The following is a 16,829-nucleotide window of genomic DNA, read 5'->3' as shown; positions in this document are numbered from 1 at the left end:
ATTTTATGTACGGAGAGAACCATAAACTCTGATACAGGCAGCTATCCCAATAGTTTATTTTGAGAATATTATGGATGACTTAACCCTGCGTTATTTTGACGCTGAAATGCGTTACCTGCGTGAAGCGGGTGAAGAATTTGCCCGCGCTCACCCCGATCAGGCTGCCGGATTAAATCTGGATAAGGCCGGTGCGCGTGACCCGTATGTGGAGCGCCTGTTTGAAGGCTTTGCCTTTTTAATGGGCCGCCTGCGTGAAAAACTGGACGATGACCTGCCGGAACTGACCGAAGGGTTAGTCAGTCTGCTATGGCCCCATTATTTGCGTACTATTCCGTCGCTCTCCATTGTGGAGTTCACTCCGGATTGGATGGGCATGAAAGAGTGCCTGTCAGTACCCAAGGGGTTGGAGGTGCTTTCTCGGCCTGTTGGCGAGCACCAGACCCGCTGCCGCTACACTACCAGCCAGAATATCACCCTGTTGCCGCTGTCTTTGCAACAGGTCAGGTTGAGCGCCGAGCCTGACGGTCACTCAGTAATACGCCTGCGTTTTCAGTGCGGGGAGCTGGCCGATTGGAGTCGTATTGACTTACGCCGTCTGTCGCTTTATCTGGATGCTGATGCACGGCTGGCCTGTGCGCTGCATGAAGCGTTGACGCTCAATGTGGCCCGATTATGGATACGTTTGCCGGGGCAGGTGGAGTGCCAACCGCTGGATGGTTTTTTTGCTCCTAAGGGGTTCAGTGAACAGGACAATTTATGGCCCAAAGGGGAAAGTAGCTTCAGCGGTTATCAGCTTCTGCTGGAGTATTTCACTTTCCGCGAAAAATTCATGTTTGTTGCGCTGTGTGGCTTAGAGAACGTTACGCTGCCCGCTGAGTTGTCCTGGTTTGAGATTGATGTGGTACTAGAAAAGCGCTGGGAGTATGACTTTAGCTTTTCTGAAAAGCATCTGCGCCTGCACAGCGTGCCGGTTATCAATCTGTTTGCGCTGGAGTCCGACCCGCTCAGGCTGGACTCTCTGCAAACTGACTATCTGCTCCATCCGATGCGGGTTCAGGACGGACACACGGAAATTTATTCGGTCGATGCGGTGATGTCTTCACGCCATTCTGGGCAACAGACGTATGTTTCCTTCAGTAGCTTCCGGCACAAGGGCTGCATGCTGCGTCATGACGCACCGGAATATTACTACCACACGCGGGTTAAGCGCGGTCCATCCGGGTTGCACGATACCTGGCTGATTCTGGGGGGGGAAGCGTTTGATAATCACACGGTGCCGAAAGATGAAAATCTCTCTCTGAGCCTGACCGGCACCAACGGTCAGTTACCTCGCAAAGCATTACAAAGTACGGTGCTGGATACGGTGGTGAAAAGCACGGCCGCGAATGTAGGCGTGCGTAATCTGTGTGCGCCAACCATGCCCTGCTACCCGCCGAATCGAGATCGTTTCCACTGGCGGGTACTGAGCCATTTGGGCAGCAGTTTTCTGTGGATGATGGATAATCCGGAGGTGTTGCGTGGCACACTGGCACTGTATGACTGGACTGATAATGAAATGAATCGTCGCAGGCTGGCGGCAATTGTTGATGTGAAGCACGGTGAAATTGAACGCTTTGAACAGGGTTATCTTCTGCGTGGAGTACAGATTGATATCACGCTCGACAGCAACGGTTTTGCCGGTCGCGGTGATATCTGCCTGTTTGGTGAAATGCTTAGCCGTTTTTTTGCGCTGTACACCGACATTCATTTATTTAACCGTCTGATATTGACGCTGCAACCTACGGGAGAATGTCTGGAATGGAACGAGAATCACAACCGGCGCATTCCCGGTTAATGCCGCAGCTGCGCGGCGATATCGGACGCATTAACTTTTATCGTTTCTGCCAGTTACTGGAACTGGCTGCGCCAAAGAGGCCTCCGCTGGGCAGCACCGTTCACCCCGCCGATGACCCGGTGCGTTTTCGCCCCCATCCGGGTATGGGGTTTCCTGTCAGCGAGCTTAAATCCATTGAATATGATGAAGAGCAGCCAGACGCCCCGCAGACGGTTCGTACCACATTTATGGGGCTGTACGGCGTCGATTCGCCGCTGCCGACCGGTTATATCGATGACATCACGCAACAGCGTGAAGGACATGAAGCACTGGAAGCTTTTCTCGATATCTTTAACCACCGCATCCTGACGCAGTTTTATCGCATCTGGCGTAAGTATTCGTATCCGGCAACCTTTGAGAAGGGCGGTACGGATAACACCTCACAATGCCTGCTGGGTTTAATCGGACTGGGTATTCCGGGCACCGAGAATCACGTTGCCACTCCGGTATCGCGTTTTCTAGCGCTGCTGGGGATTATGCGCCAGCCAGCCCGTACGGCTGAAGGTATTCAGGCGCTGGTGAGGCTGCTGGCCCCGGATACGCAGGCGACGGTGACGCCTCACTGTCTGCGAACCGTACCGGTGACCTCACCTGCCGGCTTTTTTGATGACGTACCGTTGCGGCTTGACGGGCGCTCGGTGTTGGGTGATGAGACCTTGGATGCTAACAGCCAGCTTCTTATCGCACTGTATACGGAAAATTCACGGGAAGCGCAGGGCTGGTTTCCTGAAGGCGCGTGCTATAAGGATTTTTTGGTGCTGCTGCGGGTATATCTCGGCTGGCGCTATAAGGTCCGAATGCAACTGACGCTGCCTACAGCATTATTACCTGTGCCTGTTCTGGGGAACAACGCTATCCGGCTAGGGTTAAACGCAGTGGTGGGGCTGACCGGGGGCGATATTCCGGCGGCGATGCCACAGCAATTTACCGTAGAGCTGGGTCGGTATAATGGCCTGCTACCTTCCATCCCAACACAAGGAAATCAACGTGTTAACTATAAAGCAATATAGATGTGTTTATCCTTTTCTGGCGTTATTGCTGATGGGTTGTGGGTTGACGCAGTCCGTGACGGATGGTGCAACGTCAGCAAAAAATTACCTATTTTTTGAACGGGTAAATACACTGCATCTGGATATTACTGCCCGTTCGGCCCTCAATATCGACAGCCGTGAGGAAAATTCACATCCCCAACCGGTTATGCTGCGGGTTTATCAGTTACAGGACCGGAAATCCTTTGATAGCGCCAGCTATGAACAGCTGGTGCGCGAGGGGGAGACGACGTTGGCGGCTGATTTACTGGCCAGCCACAGTCGAGTGGTGGCACCCGGCAACGCCAGTGTACTTGATGAGCCAATGAAAAAAGAGGCTCAGTATGTGGCGATCGTCGGCTTATTCCGTGCGCCTGATATGGAACAAGACCACTGGCGTCTGGTGTTGGCGCGGGATGAACTTGACTCAGATAAGCCTCGCCGCATTGAACTGGGGAAAAACACCCTGAAACTGTTACCTGAGGAGGAGTAATGCCTGCCGGACATAACGGACCTTCGCTTTATGAAAGCCTGCTCGGTAATTTTGTCGGTGGGCTTAATCTTCATCAGGTCAGTGGGGAGAATCAGGTCATTCTGTCGGTTCTCGATAACATGCAGCGTATTCTCAGCTGTCGTGTGGGAACGCTGGCTCATTTACCGGATTATGGTTTGCCGGATATGAGCAAAATTTTACACGGTATGCCCGGTATGGCTTATGAACTGATAACCCTGTTGTCGGCAGTGTTACTTAAGTATGAACCCCGGCTGAAAAGCATCAATGTTGTTTTGTTGCCGCTAACGCAGTCTGGAAAACTGGCTTATGACATTGAAGCGGAGCTGAAGGGCGTGGGGTTGGTGCGCTACGGGACGGAATTTATGCCAGAGGGGAAGATCCTGATACGGCACTTAAAACAACAACACTACCTTGATATTAGCGGGCAGTGACCCGCGTTTAACCGAAGTGTTTTTGTTCATTTTCCAAACGAGGCCTTTTTCCGGCTAGGAGCTGTATGAGAGGGCTATATAAGGGAAGAAAACCGTAAAGGATGTACATTGTTGATACTGAAGCATCCGTACATAGTCTCTATGCGTGCTGGCCGTGAATGTAAAGTCTTGACACTAAATCCTGCGTGCAAGTCTTTTTCAAAATGGCCTATAATGCACCTCATCGGAATAGCTGTATGATTTGCTATTGTCCAAAAATGATATTCTGTTTCTAGATATATTCATTCCTTTCTTGTTAAGTATCATAATCGCACATTACTTTTTTATTTAACCAAGCTTAGCGTTGATTTTATAGCTTGGGTAAACTGGCCATTAACGTTAATGACTGTACATGCACAACAGAGGTGGTTAAGTCACGTGCCAAAGCCTACATATGCGCTCAGATATACGGCAGCGAACCCGGCTGAACGAATTTTTCCTCATTCAGCGAGTTCCTCTGGTGTGGTTTTACCCGGAACGGGTTTGTTACAGGTAATGGTTTGGAATATATTCAAACAACAGCGGGCTGATTGGCTAAAAGTATTGAAAAAGTATGGTCTAGATAGCCAGTTAGTTTTATTGCAAGAGGCTCAGACTACCCCAGAATTGATTAATTTTGCTACTTCAAGCTATTTAGCTGTCGATCAAGTACCGGCAATTGTTATGCCTCAGTCGGCCTCTGGCGTGATGACGTTATCTTCGGCTAATCCTATCTATTGTTGCCCGTTAAGAGAGCGTGAGCCGCTTTTACGTTTATCTAAATCCGCATTGGTGACGGTGTATCCATTAGAAGATGGTCGACAACTAATGGTGGTGAATATTCATGCGGTTAACTTTAGTTTTGGCGTTGATATTTATCAACAACAGCTAAAGCCCATTGGTGAACAGATTTTACAGCATCGGGGGCCAGTTATTTTAGCGGGAGACTTTAATGCGTGGAGCCGACAACGACTTTACTCGTTATATCGGTTTTCGACGTTAACTGGTTTACAAGAAGTTCGTTTTACTGACGATCTTCGAAAGAAAGCGTTTGGCCGGCCGCTGGATTTTGTTTTTTATCGGGGATTACAGGTTGCCGATGCATCAGTATTAGCCACTCAGGCATCGGATCATAACCCGTTAATTGTTCAATTCCACGCTAACCCATAGAAGATTAGCGTGGTTTTAGATTTTAGCGTTTATACAACGTTAGCGTATCGCCGGGTTGCAGGTTATGAACGTCTGCCAGCGCCGAGTTCCAGTCTAAAACATCATTGATATCGACGTTATGACGCTTAGCGATGCTGGTTAATGAATCACCTTTACGAACCTTATAAGTAATAGCCTTGCTTCGGTTACTCGTGGTCACTATCTGTAAAGGCTGACCAACTTTCAATTTGCTGTTTTTAGCCATTTTATTCCAAAGTTGGATGTCGCTGGCTTTGACTTTGTGACGTTTAGCAACTGAAGCGATGGTATCGCCCGTTCGTACGGTATATTTAGTTTTAGATATTGCTTGCTTAGATGCATTTTGAGCAACTTGAGTTTGCTGAGCGGCTATCTGACTAATATATTCCCCGGATATGGGTAATGTAATAATCTGCCCGGAAGATATCTGGGAGGTTAAACCATTTGCCTGTCGGATATCTTCTGCCGCAATGCCATAGCGTTTCGCTAATATCTCAACGGTTTCACCGTTAACAACCCGATGCTGACCCCAATTAACTAAACTGAGCTCACCACTACTTAATGACGCTTTTAGCCGTTTGGCATTGTCTATTGGTAGCATGATGGTATGAGGGCCATCTGGAGCCGTGATGTTGTGTTTATAGCCCGCATTATAAGTTTGAAGCTTTTGCAACGGCATTCCTGCCATTTTAGCTGCCTGAGTTAACTCAATTTGCTGCCCAACCTCAATACGGGTTAGCGCTCGGGTTATGGTGCTATTAGGTAAGGAAATGTCATAGCGATCTTGATTTTTAATCATCTCGCTTAACGCAAGTAATTTGGGTACGTAGAAAGACGTTTCTTTTGGTAGATCAAGCGACCAATAGTCCGTTGGAAGACCTCTCGCCTCATTTTCTTTGATTGCACGAAGAACTCTGCCTTCTCCGCAGTTATAGGCCGCAATCGTTTGGAGCCAGTCACCGTTAAACATACCGTTAAGGCGTTCTAGCATGTCTAACGCTGCGGTAGTTGATTGTGCTACGTCTCTACGGCCATCGTACCATTTATCTTGTTTAAGACCGTAATAAAGACCAGTAGTGGGCACAATTTGCCATAATCCAGCGGCACGCGCCGATGAGGTGGCATTTGGATTAAAAGCGCTCTCCACTATGGGTAATAGTACGAGTTCCATCGGCATATCACGTTCTTTGATTTGGCTGATGATCCAGTACATGTACGGTTCAGCCCGTAATGTTACATCGTGGAGATAGCTCTTATGCTTTAAGTAATAGTCTTTTTGAACGCGGATCCGGTCATTTTCCGGAACCTCCATCTTCAGCTCTTCACTGACTACTTTCCATATATTCTTCTCCGTCAGGCCATCATCATTCATTAGCCAATCAACGTTGTCTACCTGAGAAGTTGCTGTGAAAAAGTCACTAGCTGAAGACAGATTCTGGTCTACTTTGGGTAATTGTGAGACATCTTGATTTGTTGCCTGACAACCAACAAGTAGCACAGAAGCGAATAGAATCGCTTTTGCCTTCATTTATACGCTTCATTTGTTGATTAAAAGTCGAGCGATAATACTGTGCCTAGCGAGATAACTCAACTAAAAGCATTAGTAGTTGTCTTTCATCGACCTTAATCGCTCAAAAACCTGCCAGATTTCAATAGTTGGCTCATTGATATCTAACTCTCTTTGTAAATCAACGTCATGACATCGTAAGAAAAGATTAATTCTTCTTTCTAACCGTAGCTCTGTTGGCACGGAAGCTTGATTTTCTGAACGTAATCGCTCTATTTGTTTCTGATATGTTTTAATTTCGATATTTTCTGGTGAAATTGTGTGAGCAAAGCGTAAATTTGATAGTGTATATTCGTGAGCACAGCACACTTTTGTTGAATCAGGCAGGGCAGCCAGTTTTTGTAGTGATTGATACATCTGCTTTGCCGTACCTTCAAATATTCGTCCACAGCCTGCAGAAAAGAGCGTGTCTCCGCAAAAGAGGTAAGGGGCTGAATGGTAGGCAACATGACCAAGAGTGTGGCCAGGAACTTCAATAACGTTAAACGCTATACCGAGAAGGTTAATCTCATCGCCTTCTTTTACTATTATTTGTGCTCCTTTAACGCGTGTTTCTTCTGGGCCATAAACCTTTAATTCAGGATATTGTTTAACCAGCTCCATCACGCCACCGGTATGGTCATTATGGTGGTGAGTTAATAAAATCGCTGTTGGTACCAGCTTATTTGGGCTCAGTGCATCGATAACGGGCTGTGCTTCACCTGGGTCAACAATAATAGCCAGACGTTCATGATTAGCTAATAGCCAAATGTAATTGTCTTGGAATGCTGGAATCCTGATAAGATGCATGATAGCCCCTGATTTTTAGATGAAGACAATAGAGATAATACGTCATGAATGTTGCACGTACCTCAAAGATTTTATCACCTCCATTATCTTGGGATGAGCTATCTCATGGCCATGCCTATCATCAGGCTTTAGAGCTACAGCTTGAACCTTGGTGGCCAAAGCTATTCGGGTTCCATTTGATGAAGTTAGGGCGGCTAAGCGCCAGCGTAAATACTGAACAATGCCTGATTTCACACCATTTTAACGTTTCTTCTTCTGGCTCAGATATTCAGGTTTATGCCGATAACTTTCAGTTGCCGTTTATTGATAAAACCATTGATGCCTGTTTATTGGCTAATACGTTGTCTTATTCCGAGGATCCCCACCGTGTTTTGCGCGAGGTTGATCGGGTTCTGATTGATGATGGTTGGCTTATTATTAGTGGTTTTAATCCGTTCAGTATCGTTGGGGCTGGAAAGCTGATTCCGTTTATCAGAAACAAGCATCCATATTGCTGCCGGGTATTTAGTAAAATGCGGATGATAGACTGGCTGAGTTTGCTAAATTATGAAGTGTTATATCAATCGCATTTTCAGGTTGTTCCATGGGGGCCAGAAGGGCATTCGTTGCTAAGCGCTCATATACCTGCAGTGGGGTGCCAAACCTTGATTATTGCTCGTAAGAGAACCATTCCGTTAACCTTGAATCCGCTTCTGACATTTCAAAAGCGATTTCGGGTTAATCGTGGCGCCGTTGGCGCGACGAAAAAGATGCATAATAACGATTAGCGTTTATTTTTCGTTATGCATCCGGCTTGTAGCCTTCGTCTTTCAACGTTGGTTTTTCTGCTGCCGATCTGGCTAGCTGGTCGCAACGTTCATTTTCTTCGTGGCCTGAATGACCTTTGACCCACTGCCAGTCTATATTATGGCGAGTAATTGCTTCATCGAGGCGCAACCAGAGGTCAACGTTTTTAACCGGCTTCTTATCCGTCGTTTTCCAGCCGCGTTTTTTCCAGTTATGGATCCAACTCATGATCCCCTGACGAACATATTGGCTGTCGGTACTGAGTATGACATTACAGGCAGATGTTAGCGATTCGAGCGCCGTGATTGCAGCTAAAAGCTCCATGCGATTGTTGGTTGTAAGAAAATATCCAGCACTGAGGGTTTTCTCATGCTGTTTATAGCGTAAAATAGCGCCATAGCCTCCTGGTCCGGGATTGCCCAAACAGGAACCGTCGGTGAATATTTCTACCTGTTTTTGCATTTCTGGTAGACTCGTCCTATAAGTTTGAAAACGGTAAGTCTGACATAAAATGGAACCAATAAGCACTGAAATTACACGCCAGATCGTTCTGGATACCGAAACAACGGGTATGAACATGGTCGGCGTTCATTATGAAGGCCATCGGATTATTGAGATCGGTGCCGTCGAAGTGATTAACCGGCGGCTGACGGGAAGGCATTTCCATGTGTATGTTAAGCCCGATCGCTTAGTCGATCCTGAAGCTTATGGTGTTCACGGTATCAGCGATGAATTTCTGGCTGATAAACCGACGTTTGCCGACATAGCCGATGATTTCTATGACTTTATTAACGGTGCTGAATTAGTTATTCATAATGCATCGTTTGACGTCGGCTTTATGGACCATGAATTCCGTAAGCTGCGAAGTGATTATCCCAAGGTTGATTCCTTCTGTACTATCACTGACTCCTTAACGCTTGCCCGTAGGATGTTCCCGGGTAAGCGAAATAGCTTAGATGCATTATGTAACCGCTTAGATATCGACAACAGCCGCCGAACTCTCCACGGCGCATTACTCGATGCCGAGATACTGGCTGAAGTTTATTTGACCATGACCGGTGGTCAAACATCGCTGTCATTTTCTGTTGAAGGCGAGTCAGCATCTCAGACCCGCGGGGCGGAGGTACAACGTATTATTCGAGCAGAAACGGCATTGAAAGTGATCTATGCCAGTGAAAATGAAATTGAAGCTCATGAGTCCAGATTAGACCTTATTGCTAAAAAAGCGGGTAGCTGCCTTTGGCGTACGGCAATCGATAATGAAATAATAAATTAGTCAGATTTACGGACTTCGTTGAATTTGTGTCCAATTGATTCTGTTTTAGCAAATTTTCATTGACTCGTTATGAGCGTAACCGTACTATCTGCCTCGCTTTCAAAGAAAGCAACTGTGGAGCGGTAGTTCAGTTGGTTAGAATACCTGCCTGTCACGCAGGGGGTCGCGGGTTCGAGTCCCGTCCGTTCCGCCACTATTTGAGTCCCCTGAGTTAATCGCTCAGGGGATTTTTTTTGCCTGAATCTATTGCTGATAGCACATTTCACTTTACACGCACTCTTTATTTCGCCTTAATCATCTTATAAATTCACTCGATAAAATCAATTTCCTTTTCAAAGGCTTTTATGTGGTTTCTCAGATTTCTATTTAAAAAGCGTTTTGATTCACCATTCATTGAACGGTTCTTTTACGCTTTATCCGAACGTATAAGCGGCTTAGAGATTGTCTGGAAAAAGGGCGGCTCAGCGGTAATAAAGCAGGATGCCTCATCGGCAGTGATTAAAAAAGGGCGGCGGGTTTTATTCGTTCAGAATCCGCGTAGCGGATGGATCGATGTCCTTTTTTCAGGTGAAGATCGTCAGGCTCTAATCGACGTCGCAAAAGAGTATAAATTGGGCAGTGAAACGCCTAACTTTATTCCCGGCGTTATTGGTGCGCTGCTCTATTTTTTATTAGCGCTAAGTTCTCTGGTCGCTTATAGCGGGACCATTGGCTTAGTACACCGTATTTCCGTTGTTTCCGTCACGATGGGAACGATTCTAATGATAATCGCTTACCGTTCTCGCTGGTCTAATAACCTACGTAGCTTATGTGCTACCGTCTGGATCCTGAGCATGATTGCGTCAGTGCCCGGCTCTCTTCTTCTATTACCCTTAGTTATGGCATCAAACAGACAACAGCTTGCCAGTTTGTATATCCAGAATGAAGCCAACACATCGGTAAATTGATTGGGAACGCTAATATTCAGTGATAGCGCTTCTCGAGGCCTAAGCTATCCGCTAAACTTGGGCCCAGCGGTTTATTAAATTTTATTCAATATAAGAGGTTATTCATGTATCAAGATCTAATCCGTAGTGAATTGAATGAAGCAGCCGATGTATTACAAAAATTCTTGAGTGACAGCGCTAATATTGAATCTGTGCAGCGTGCAGCCATGCTGTTGGCGAACTCTTTTAAAGCCGGCGGTAAAGTTCTTTCCTGTGGTAACGGTGGATCTCACTGTGATGCGATGCATTTTGCCGAAGAGCTAACCGGACGGTATCGTGAAAATCGACCGGGCTATCCGGCCATTGCTATTTCCGATCCTAGTCATATCTCTTGTGTTAGTAACGATTTTGGCTATGACTATGTGTTTTCACGCTATCTTGAAGCCGTAGGTCGTGAAGGTGACGTACTGTTTGGCCTATCAACTTCAGGTAATTCAGCCAATATATTAAAAGCGATTGAAGCCGCTCGCGCCAAAGGGATGAAAGTGATTTTGCTAACCGGCAAAGACGGCGGAAAGATGGACGGTTTGGCCGATGTCGAAGTGCGTGTTCCTCATTTTGGCTATGCGGATCGCATTCAGGAAGTTCACATTAAAGTTATCCATATCCTGATGCTGCTGGTTGAGAAAGAGATGGTTAAATAGGCTTTTCTCCGCGTTATTGCATTTGGTTTAAATAAAGATCGCGTTGAAATAAATACAGGAGGCCGGTATGTGTGAGTTACTCGGAATGAGTGCCAATGTGCCAACAGATATCTGTTTTAGCTTTACCGGCCTGATTCAACGCGGTGGTCGTACTGGCCCGCACAAGGATGGCTGGGGTATTACGTTTTATGAAGGAAAGGGCTGCCGGACGTTCAAAGATCCACAGCCTAGCTTTAACTCTCCTATAGCCAAGTTAGTTCAGGATTACCCGATTAAGTCTTGTGCCGTAATCTCACATATTCGTCAGGCAAATCGTGGGGCGGTAGCGTTAGAAAATACCCATCCTTTCACCCGAGAACTGTGGGGGAAAAACTGGACTTTTGCTCACAATGGGCAGCTCACTGGGTATCGCAGGCTTAACATGCCGTTCTTCCAACCTATTGGTGAAACTGACAGTGAGTATGCTTTTTGTTGGATACTGGAACAGCTGAAACAGCGCTATTCGCGCAGGCCGGGAAACTGGCCTGCCGTATTTAAGTTTGTCGCAAAATGCGCTGAACAACTGAGGGATAAAGGCACGTTTAACATGCTGCTTTCAGACGGTCACTATGTCATGGCTTACTGCTCAACCAATTTATATTGGCTGACGCGGCGGGCTCCGTTTGGCAAGGCGACGCTGTTAGATGAAGACGTTGAAATTGATTTCCAGAAGCAGACTACGCCAAATGACGTGGTGACGCTGATTGCAACGCAGCCACTAACCGGTAATGAACAGTGGCAAAAAATCCTGAAGGGAGAATTTGCCCTGTTTCATTTTGGTGAGCGAGTACTCTAGTGGGCGAAGGGGTTACCGCTAGCTTGGCTCTGATTATGGGCCAGTAAGCCCTGAGGTGCTAAATCGTAGCGCCCGTTATTGACTACCATGGTTGGTGGTAACCGGTTCTTTTCAAAGAAGTCATAGCCGGTTTTAAGCTGTTGCCAGAATTCATAATGGACCGAATGGCTATAACGCTGCATATTTGCATCAGTCATCCGGAATGGAAATATATTGATATCTACTTCCGGTTGGCCGTTGACGAGCGCGTATTCGATAAACTGATAGATTTCAGCAATCTGCGCATCCGTCATGGCGTAGCAGCCTTCAGATACGCAGTTACCGTGTACCATTAAATGTTTACCGGTATAGCCGTGGGCCTGATCGTATTGGTTAGGGTAGCCAATATTAAACGAACGATAGAATTTACTGTTCGGATTCAGGCTTTTCATGGTGACCTGATAAAATCCTTCGGGGCTTTTGAAGTCACCTTGAGAGTGCTTTGGCCCTAGTCCGCCGGAGTAATTACATACCGGATAGGATTGAACCAGCTTATAGCCGCCCTGATTTTTAACAAAAAGCTCAAGGGTTTTATCTTCTTTAAGAATTCGAATATAGACAGGTAAGCCTAATAGCTTTTGTTTTTCGGTTGATAGTTGTGGTGCTGTTGGCTGTTCTACTGTTGGCGTTTCTGCATTTGAATAAAATGAAACGGGCAACAATAATAATAGGCTGAGCATGAATGCGTATTTGCCCATCGTTCTTCCTGTTGTTAACGGCATATATCCGGAGAGTTAATTAATACAATGTTGCTATATTTATAACCAATTTTCTTGCGCGCTAGTGTAAGTCAGATTATATAAAAAGAGTAATTCTTTTTTATGGAAAGCCGTTATTTTCTGTTTTTAACTTTATGTATATTAAGGTAAAAATTTTGACAATTTTATCTAATCTATTGATGTCATTATTAGTTTTAACCAGTACTATTTTTCTTACCGCCTGTAATCCCTCTCAGTCGGCAATTAGCGGCCAAACGATGGGCACTTATTATTCTATTAAATATGTTGGCAAGCCAGATTCCCCTGATGAAAAAGCGCTCCAGTCACAGATAGATAAATTGCTCGAACAGGTTAACGATCAAATGTCTACTTATCGGCCCGGTTCTGAATTAAGCCGGTTTAATAGCAGCCGGGAAGTTAATCAGCCTTTTCCCGTATCAGCGGCAACGGTCAAGGTGGTTAATGAAGCTATGCGAATTAGTCGGTTGAGCCAGGGTGCGCTAGATATTACCGTTGGGCCGCTGGTCAATTTATGGGGATTCGGGCCAGAAGCCCGCCCGGACGAAGTACCTTCAGACGGTGAACTGGAAAAGCGTAAAGCCTGGGTTGGAATGGATAAGCTGAGCGTGGAAGGACATAGCCTTATTAAACATGTGCCTGAACTTTATCTCGACCTTTCCTCGATTGCTAAAGGCTACGGCGTTGACGCCGTGGCGGATTATTTAGCCTCATTGGGTATTAATGACTATATGGTTGATATCGGCGGAGAGGTTCGGACCAAAGGCCATAACGATCGCAATACACCGTGGCGAATAGCCATTGAGAAGCCGGTTGCCGGTATTGAACAAAAGGTGCAAGAAATTATTGAGCCGGGCGATATGGCCATGGCTACGTCCGGGGATTATCGGAATTTTTTTGAGGTTAATGGCGTTCGCTATTCCCATACGATTGACCCCCGGACCGGCAGACCTATTTCAAATAATATTGTTTCGATTACCGTTTTAAACCCTTCCTGCATGACGGCTGACGGGCTATCTACCGCATTGGGTGTTTTAGGGGCTGAAGAGGCTATGGCGATGGCTAACCGGTTAAATATTCCAGTGATGATCATTACAAAGTCGGAGTCAGGCTTTGTTGAACGCTATTCGGACGGCTTTAAGGATAAGTTAATCAAGCAGTAAGCCCATGCTTACGGATGGACTTGAGCAATGGTAGTTTAAACTGTATATTTGTACAGTCTAAACTGTCAGGTAGTAAGGGTGCTGGGTGCGCAAAATCATACATATTGATATGGACTGCTTTTATGCGGCGGTTGAAATGCGTGACGATCCTTCGTTAGCCGATATTCCTATTGCCGTTGCCGGGCGCTCGGAGCAACGTGGCGTTGTCAGTACCGCAAACTATATTGCCCGGCGCTATGGTGTTCACAGCGCGATGCCCGTATCCCAAGCCCGTAAGCTTTGCCCGCAGTTAAAAATCCTGCCCGGGCGAATGGCGGTTTATAAAGCAATTTCCCATCAAATCCACGATATATTTCTACGCTATACCTCAATAATTGAGCCTTTATCTTTAGATGAAGCCTATCTGGACGTCACTGATTGCCCCAAGTTTAGCGGTTCAGCTACGTTGATTGCTCAAGATATTCGCCAAGCTATCTATAACGAATTGCAATTGACCGCGTCGGCCGGGGTCGCTTCAATTAAATTCTTAGCTAAAATTGCATCTGACATCAATAAACCTAACGGGCAATACGTTATCGCCCCGGGTCAGGTAAACGCTTTTCTTGCTCAATTACCCTTGGCCAAAATATCCGGGGTGGGCAAGGTAACCGGAAAGAAACTGGCTGAGTTAGGATTACAGACCTGCACGGACGTTCAGAACTATGATTTAGCCGATCTATTACGCCGTTTTGGCAAGTTTGGCCGGGTATTGTATGAGCGCTGTAACGGTATCGATGAACGGGAAGTGTGTAGCGATCGCCAGCGAAAATCAATTGGCGTTGAAACGACGTTATCAAAGGATATTTACGATTGGGGCAGTTGTTTAAGCATCGTCGAGCAATTATATACCGAGCTGGAACGCCGACTGTCGAACGTTAACCCCGATCTGCGAATTGCCCGGCAGGGCGTAAAGCTTAAGTTTGATGATTTTCAGTTAACCACTCAAGAGCACGTATGGCATAAGCTCGACCGAGATGACCTCTTGACGGTAGCTGAGCAGGTTTGGTTACAGCGGCGGCATAGTCGAGGCGTTCGCCTTGTCGGGCTGCACGTTACGCTGATAGATCCTCAGGTTGATAAGCAGCTGGCATTGTTTTCATAGTTATTATCATCAGGCCAATTTATTTTGACTAATTGCCTTAAACGACCTCGCCGAACTCGCATCGTTAGCGCTCACTTCGTTATAGAAAAAACGGCTAAAAAAACAACGGCGGAGATATATCCGCCGTTGTTTTGTGATTGTCTAAAACAGAATCGCCTAAAAACAGAGCCTATCAGCTGCGCTCAGGAATTGATTTAAGCAATTCCGTCAGTAGTTGCCAGTAACGGCTAACGCTTGGAATATGCACCTGTTCGTCCGGAGAGTGAGGACCGGTAATCGTTGGTCCGATCGAAACCATATCCATATCCGGGTATGGGCGTTTAAACAGACCACATTCCAGACCCGCATGAATCACCATGATGTGAGGGGTGGTATCAAACAGTTTTTTATAGCTTTCGCAAACCAGCGTCATAATCGGTGAATTCGGGTTTGGCTGCCAGCCCGGGTAGCCGCCTTTAGCACTGGTTTGAGCCCCGGCTAACTGGCCCAGCGAAATCAACATTTCTGCTACGTACTCTTTGCCGCTATCGAGCAGCGAGCGGATTAAATAAATAACCTGTGCCCGATCCTCATCGGTTGTCACCACGCCAACGTTTAACGAGGTTTCTACCACCCCTTTCACCGAGTCGCTCATGCGAATCACGCCGTTAGGGCTAGCGTTGAGCAGGCCAAGCAAACGTGACTGGCTATCTAGCGTTAAGGCTTTAAAACCACAGTTAAACGGCTCAACGATCAGGTCGATATTTTTCTCTACGGCATCGAGTTCATGTTTGATTATGCTAAGAAACTCAGCGCAGGTTTGTTTTAATCGTTCAATATTAGCGGCAGGAAGGCTGAGGGTAACCGTTGCTTCTCGGGGAATAGCATTACGCAATGAGCCGCCGTTAAAGGATTGCAGACGTAGTCCGAGTGATTGCGCATGGGTAAATAGCAAACGGGACATCAGCTTATTGGCATTGCCCAAACCCAGATGAATATCACCGCCGGAGTGGCCGCCTTTTAGCCCCTTTAATGAGACTTTAACGGTCTGATAACCAGCGGGAACGGCTTCACGAGTGAGCGGAAGATTGGTGACGCAGTCAACGCCACCGGCGCAACCCATATAGATTTCACCTTCAGTCTCTGAGTCGGTATTAATCAGAATTTCACTCTGCAACCAGTTTGGCTGTAGCCCAAAAGCGCCGTCCATACCGGTTTCTTCGGTCATGGTCAGTAGTACTTCTATCGGGCCGTGAGACAAACTTTCGTCAGAAAGAACGGCTAATGCCGAAGCCATACCGATACCGTTATCGGCACCTAATGTTGTTCCACGGGCTTTCACCCACTGGCCGTCTACGTAGGCCTGAATCGGATCCTTTTCAAAGTTGTGTTCCGTGTCATTATTTTTCTGCGGAACCATATCCAGGTGGGCCTGTAGCACCACGGATTTACGATTTTCCATACCGGCAGTAGCGGGCTTACGAATCAGGATGTTTCCCACGGCGTCACGCTCGGCATGAAGGTTTTTTTCTTTAGCCCAGCTAACAATGTGTTGAGCTAAGGCTTCTTCATGCATAGAGGGATGTGGAATAGAGCAGATTTTTGCGAAGTGTTGCCAAAGTAGGGATGGCGTAAGTTGAGCTAAATCAGACACGATAAGTCTCCTGTAACGATGTTTTGTACTGCGCCCGTGAATTACCGGTGCTATTGACTATAAACAATAAAGGGATAGCTAAAGATAAGTTTTTGTTAGCCAGTTGTCAGTCAGAATAACACCGAAAGGCTAAGAATTTTCTTAGTAAATACGCTTATTGGTCACGCTTTTGCTTTTTTCT

At 46.5% G+C, this 16,829-nt stretch carries 17 protein-coding genes and 1 tRNA gene; 13 read left to right on the top strand and 5 right to left on the bottom strand.

The annotated features are described in order from the left end of the window. The first annotated feature begins 70 nt into the window (after window positions 1–70). The 5 genes from tssF to GVI43_RS02405 all read left to right on the top strand — a co-directional run bounded on the left by tssF (window position 71) and on the right by GVI43_RS02405 (window position 5,034). On the top strand, window positions 71–1,834 hold the full coding sequence (tssF, locus tag GVI43_RS02425; protein WP_159565011.1) for a type VI secretion system baseplate subunit TssF: 1,764 nt from the start codon (window positions 71–73) through the stop codon (window positions 1,832–1,834). Then, entirely contained in the window at window positions 1,798–2,883 is a 1,086-nt protein-coding gene (tssG, locus tag GVI43_RS02420) for a type VI secretion system baseplate subunit TssG (protein WP_159565009.1), read from the top strand. The genes tssF and tssG overlap by 37 nt, the downstream gene beginning before the upstream one ends. Beyond that, on the top strand, window positions 2,861–3,394 hold the full coding sequence (gene tssJ, locus GVI43_RS02415) for a type VI secretion system lipoprotein TssJ (RefSeq protein ID WP_246201421.1): 534 nt from the start codon (window positions 2,861–2,863) through the stop codon (window positions 3,392–3,394). Before tssG ends, tssJ begins: the two co-directional genes overlap by 23 nt. Next, window positions 3,394–3,846 carry a type VI secretion system baseplate subunit TssE gene (tssE, locus tag GVI43_RS02410; RefSeq protein WP_159565007.1) on the top strand — a complete coding sequence of 151 codons (453 nt, stop codon included), beginning with the start codon at window positions 3,394–3,396 and terminating at the stop codon, window positions 3,844–3,846. Before tssJ ends, tssE begins: the two co-directional genes overlap by 1 nt. A gap of 417 nt (window positions 3,847–4,263) precedes the next feature. Then, window positions 4,264–5,034, top strand: coding sequence for an endonuclease/exonuclease/phosphatase family protein (locus GVI43_RS02405; protein WP_159565005.1), 771 nt, complete (start codon window positions 4,264–4,266; stop codon window positions 5,032–5,034). A 22-nt stretch (window positions 5,035–5,056) separates the two neighbouring features. Here GVI43_RS02405 and mltD read toward each other — a convergent pair whose 3' ends face one another. Both mltD and gloB read right to left on the bottom strand, forming a co-directional pair. Continuing rightward, complete coding sequence (mltD, locus tag GVI43_RS02400) at window positions 5,057–6,580, bottom strand: murein transglycosylase D (protein ID WP_170324303.1); 1,524 nt, start codon at window positions 6,578–6,580, stop codon at window positions 5,057–5,059. A 72-nt stretch (window positions 6,581–6,652) separates the two neighbouring features. Next, window positions 6,653–7,408, bottom strand: a complete 756-nt coding sequence (gene gloB, locus GVI43_RS02395) for a hydroxyacylglutathione hydrolase (protein WP_159565003.1) — start codon at window positions 7,406–7,408, stop codon at window positions 6,653–6,655. Between the two features lie 44 nt (window positions 7,409–7,452). On the opposite strand from gloB, the gene GVI43_RS02390 reads away from it, so the two are divergent. Then, the gene (locus tag GVI43_RS02390) at window positions 7,453–8,175 is read left to right on the top strand and encodes a class I SAM-dependent methyltransferase (protein ID WP_159565001.1); all 723 of its coding nucleotides are present in this window, start codon (window positions 7,453–7,455) and stop codon (window positions 8,173–8,175) included. 13 nt (window positions 8,176–8,188) lie between these two features. Here the strand turns inward: GVI43_RS02390 and rnhA are convergent, their stop codons facing one another. Beyond that, on the bottom strand, window positions 8,189–8,656 hold the full coding sequence (gene rnhA / locus GVI43_RS02385; RefSeq protein WP_159564999.1) for a ribonuclease HI: 468 nt from the start codon (window positions 8,654–8,656) through the stop codon (window positions 8,189–8,191). A 49-nt stretch (window positions 8,657–8,705) separates the two neighbouring features. Between rnhA and dnaQ the strand changes: the two genes are divergently transcribed. The 5 genes from dnaQ to GVI43_RS02360 all read left to right on the top strand — a co-directional run bounded on the left by dnaQ (window position 8,706) and on the right by GVI43_RS02360 (window position 11,935). Then, window positions 8,706–9,470, top strand: coding sequence for a DNA polymerase III subunit epsilon (gene dnaQ, locus GVI43_RS02380; RefSeq protein ID WP_170324302.1), 765 nt, complete (start codon window positions 8,706–8,708; stop codon window positions 9,468–9,470). A 116-nt stretch (window positions 9,471–9,586) separates the two neighbouring features. Beyond that, window positions 9,587–9,663 (top strand) — tRNA-Asp (locus tag GVI43_RS02375). A gap of 151 nt (window positions 9,664–9,814) precedes the next feature. Further along, window positions 9,815–10,417 (top strand): hypothetical protein, encoded by a 603-nt coding sequence (locus GVI43_RS02370; RefSeq protein ID WP_159564997.1) that lies wholly within the window; start codon window positions 9,815–9,817, stop codon window positions 10,415–10,417. Between the two features lie 104 nt (window positions 10,418–10,521). Continuing rightward, a complete protein-coding gene (gene lpcA / locus GVI43_RS02365; RefSeq protein ID WP_159564995.1) occupies window positions 10,522–11,100 on the top strand; it encodes a D-sedoheptulose 7-phosphate isomerase in 579 nt (192 codons plus the stop codon). 67 nt (window positions 11,101–11,167) lie between these two features. Then, window positions 11,168–11,935, top strand: coding sequence for a class II glutamine amidotransferase (locus GVI43_RS02360; RefSeq protein WP_159564993.1), 768 nt, complete (start codon window positions 11,168–11,170; stop codon window positions 11,933–11,935). Here the strand turns inward: GVI43_RS02360 and GVI43_RS02355 are convergent. Beyond that, the gene (locus GVI43_RS02355) at window positions 11,932–12,672 is read right to left on the bottom strand and encodes a L,D-transpeptidase family protein (protein ID WP_159564991.1); all 741 of its coding nucleotides are present in this window, start codon (window positions 12,670–12,672) and stop codon (window positions 11,932–11,934) included. The genes GVI43_RS02360 and GVI43_RS02355 overlap by 4 nt on opposite strands. Before the next feature lie 200 nt (window positions 12,673–12,872). Between GVI43_RS02355 and GVI43_RS02350 the strand changes: the two genes are divergently transcribed. Continuing rightward, entirely contained in the window at window positions 12,873–13,874 is a 1,002-nt protein-coding gene (locus tag GVI43_RS02350) for an FAD:protein FMN transferase (protein WP_159565085.1), read from the top strand. An 85-nt stretch (window positions 13,875–13,959) separates the two neighbouring features. Beyond that, window positions 13,960–15,015, top strand: coding sequence for a DNA polymerase IV (gene dinB, locus GVI43_RS02345; RefSeq protein ID WP_159564989.1), 1,056 nt, complete (start codon window positions 13,960–13,962; stop codon window positions 15,013–15,015). Window positions 15,016–15,187: 172 nt separating this feature from the next. Here the strand turns inward: dinB and GVI43_RS02340 are convergent, their stop codons facing one another. Further along, a complete protein-coding gene (locus GVI43_RS02340; RefSeq protein WP_159564987.1) occupies window positions 15,188–16,648 on the bottom strand; it encodes an aminoacyl-histidine dipeptidase in 1,461 nt (486 codons plus the stop codon). Window positions 16,649–16,829 lie beyond the last annotated feature (181 nt).

This window comes from Budvicia diplopodorum (assembly GCF_009800925.1).
In the GTDB taxonomy this organism is placed as follows: Bacteria; Pseudomonadota; Gammaproteobacteria; order Enterobacterales; family Enterobacteriaceae; genus Budvicia; species Budvicia diplopodorum.
This window is presented reverse-complemented; position numbering and strand designations above follow the sequence as displayed.

Excerpts from the sequence above, each read along its gene's own strand:
- tssF (WP_159565011.1), top strand. The coding sequence starts at position 71 with ATGGATGACTTAACCCTGCGTTATTTTGACGCTGAAATGCGTTACCTG.
- tssG (WP_159565009.1), top strand. The coding sequence starts at position 1,798 with ATGGAACGAGAATCACAACCGGCGCATTCCCGGTTAATGCCGCAGCTG.
- tssE (WP_159565007.1), top strand. The coding sequence starts at position 3,394 with ATGCCTGCCGGACATAACGGACCTTCGCTTTATGAAAGCCTGCTCGGT.
- mltD (WP_170324303.1), bottom strand. The coding sequence starts at position 6,580 with ATGAAGGCAAAAGCGATTCTATTCGCTTCTGTGCTACTTGTTGGTTGT.
- gloB (WP_159565003.1), bottom strand. The coding sequence starts at position 7,408 with ATGCATCTTATCAGGATTCCAGCATTCCAAGACAATTACATTTGGCTA.
- GVI43_RS02390 (WP_159565001.1), top strand. The coding sequence starts at position 7,453 with ATGAATGTTGCACGTACCTCAAAGATTTTATCACCTCCATTATCTTGG.
- rnhA (WP_159564999.1), bottom strand. The coding sequence starts at position 8,656 with ATGCAAAAACAGGTAGAAATATTCACCGACGGTTCCTGTTTGGGCAAT.
- dnaQ (WP_170324302.1), top strand. The coding sequence starts at position 8,706 with ATGGAACCAATAAGCACTGAAATTACACGCCAGATCGTTCTGGATACC.
- GVI43_RS02370 (WP_159564997.1), top strand. The coding sequence starts at position 9,815 with ATGTGGTTTCTCAGATTTCTATTTAAAAAGCGTTTTGATTCACCATTC.
- lpcA (WP_159564995.1), top strand. The coding sequence starts at position 10,522 with ATGTATCAAGATCTAATCCGTAGTGAATTGAATGAAGCAGCCGATGTA.
- GVI43_RS02360 (WP_159564993.1), top strand. The coding sequence starts at position 11,168 with ATGTGTGAGTTACTCGGAATGAGTGCCAATGTGCCAACAGATATCTGT.
- GVI43_RS02355 (WP_159564991.1), bottom strand. The coding sequence starts at position 12,672 with ATGGGCAAATACGCATTCATGCTCAGCCTATTATTATTGTTGCCCGTT.
- GVI43_RS02350 (WP_159565085.1), top strand. The coding sequence starts at position 12,873 with ATGTCATTATTAGTTTTAACCAGTACTATTTTTCTTACCGCCTGTAAT.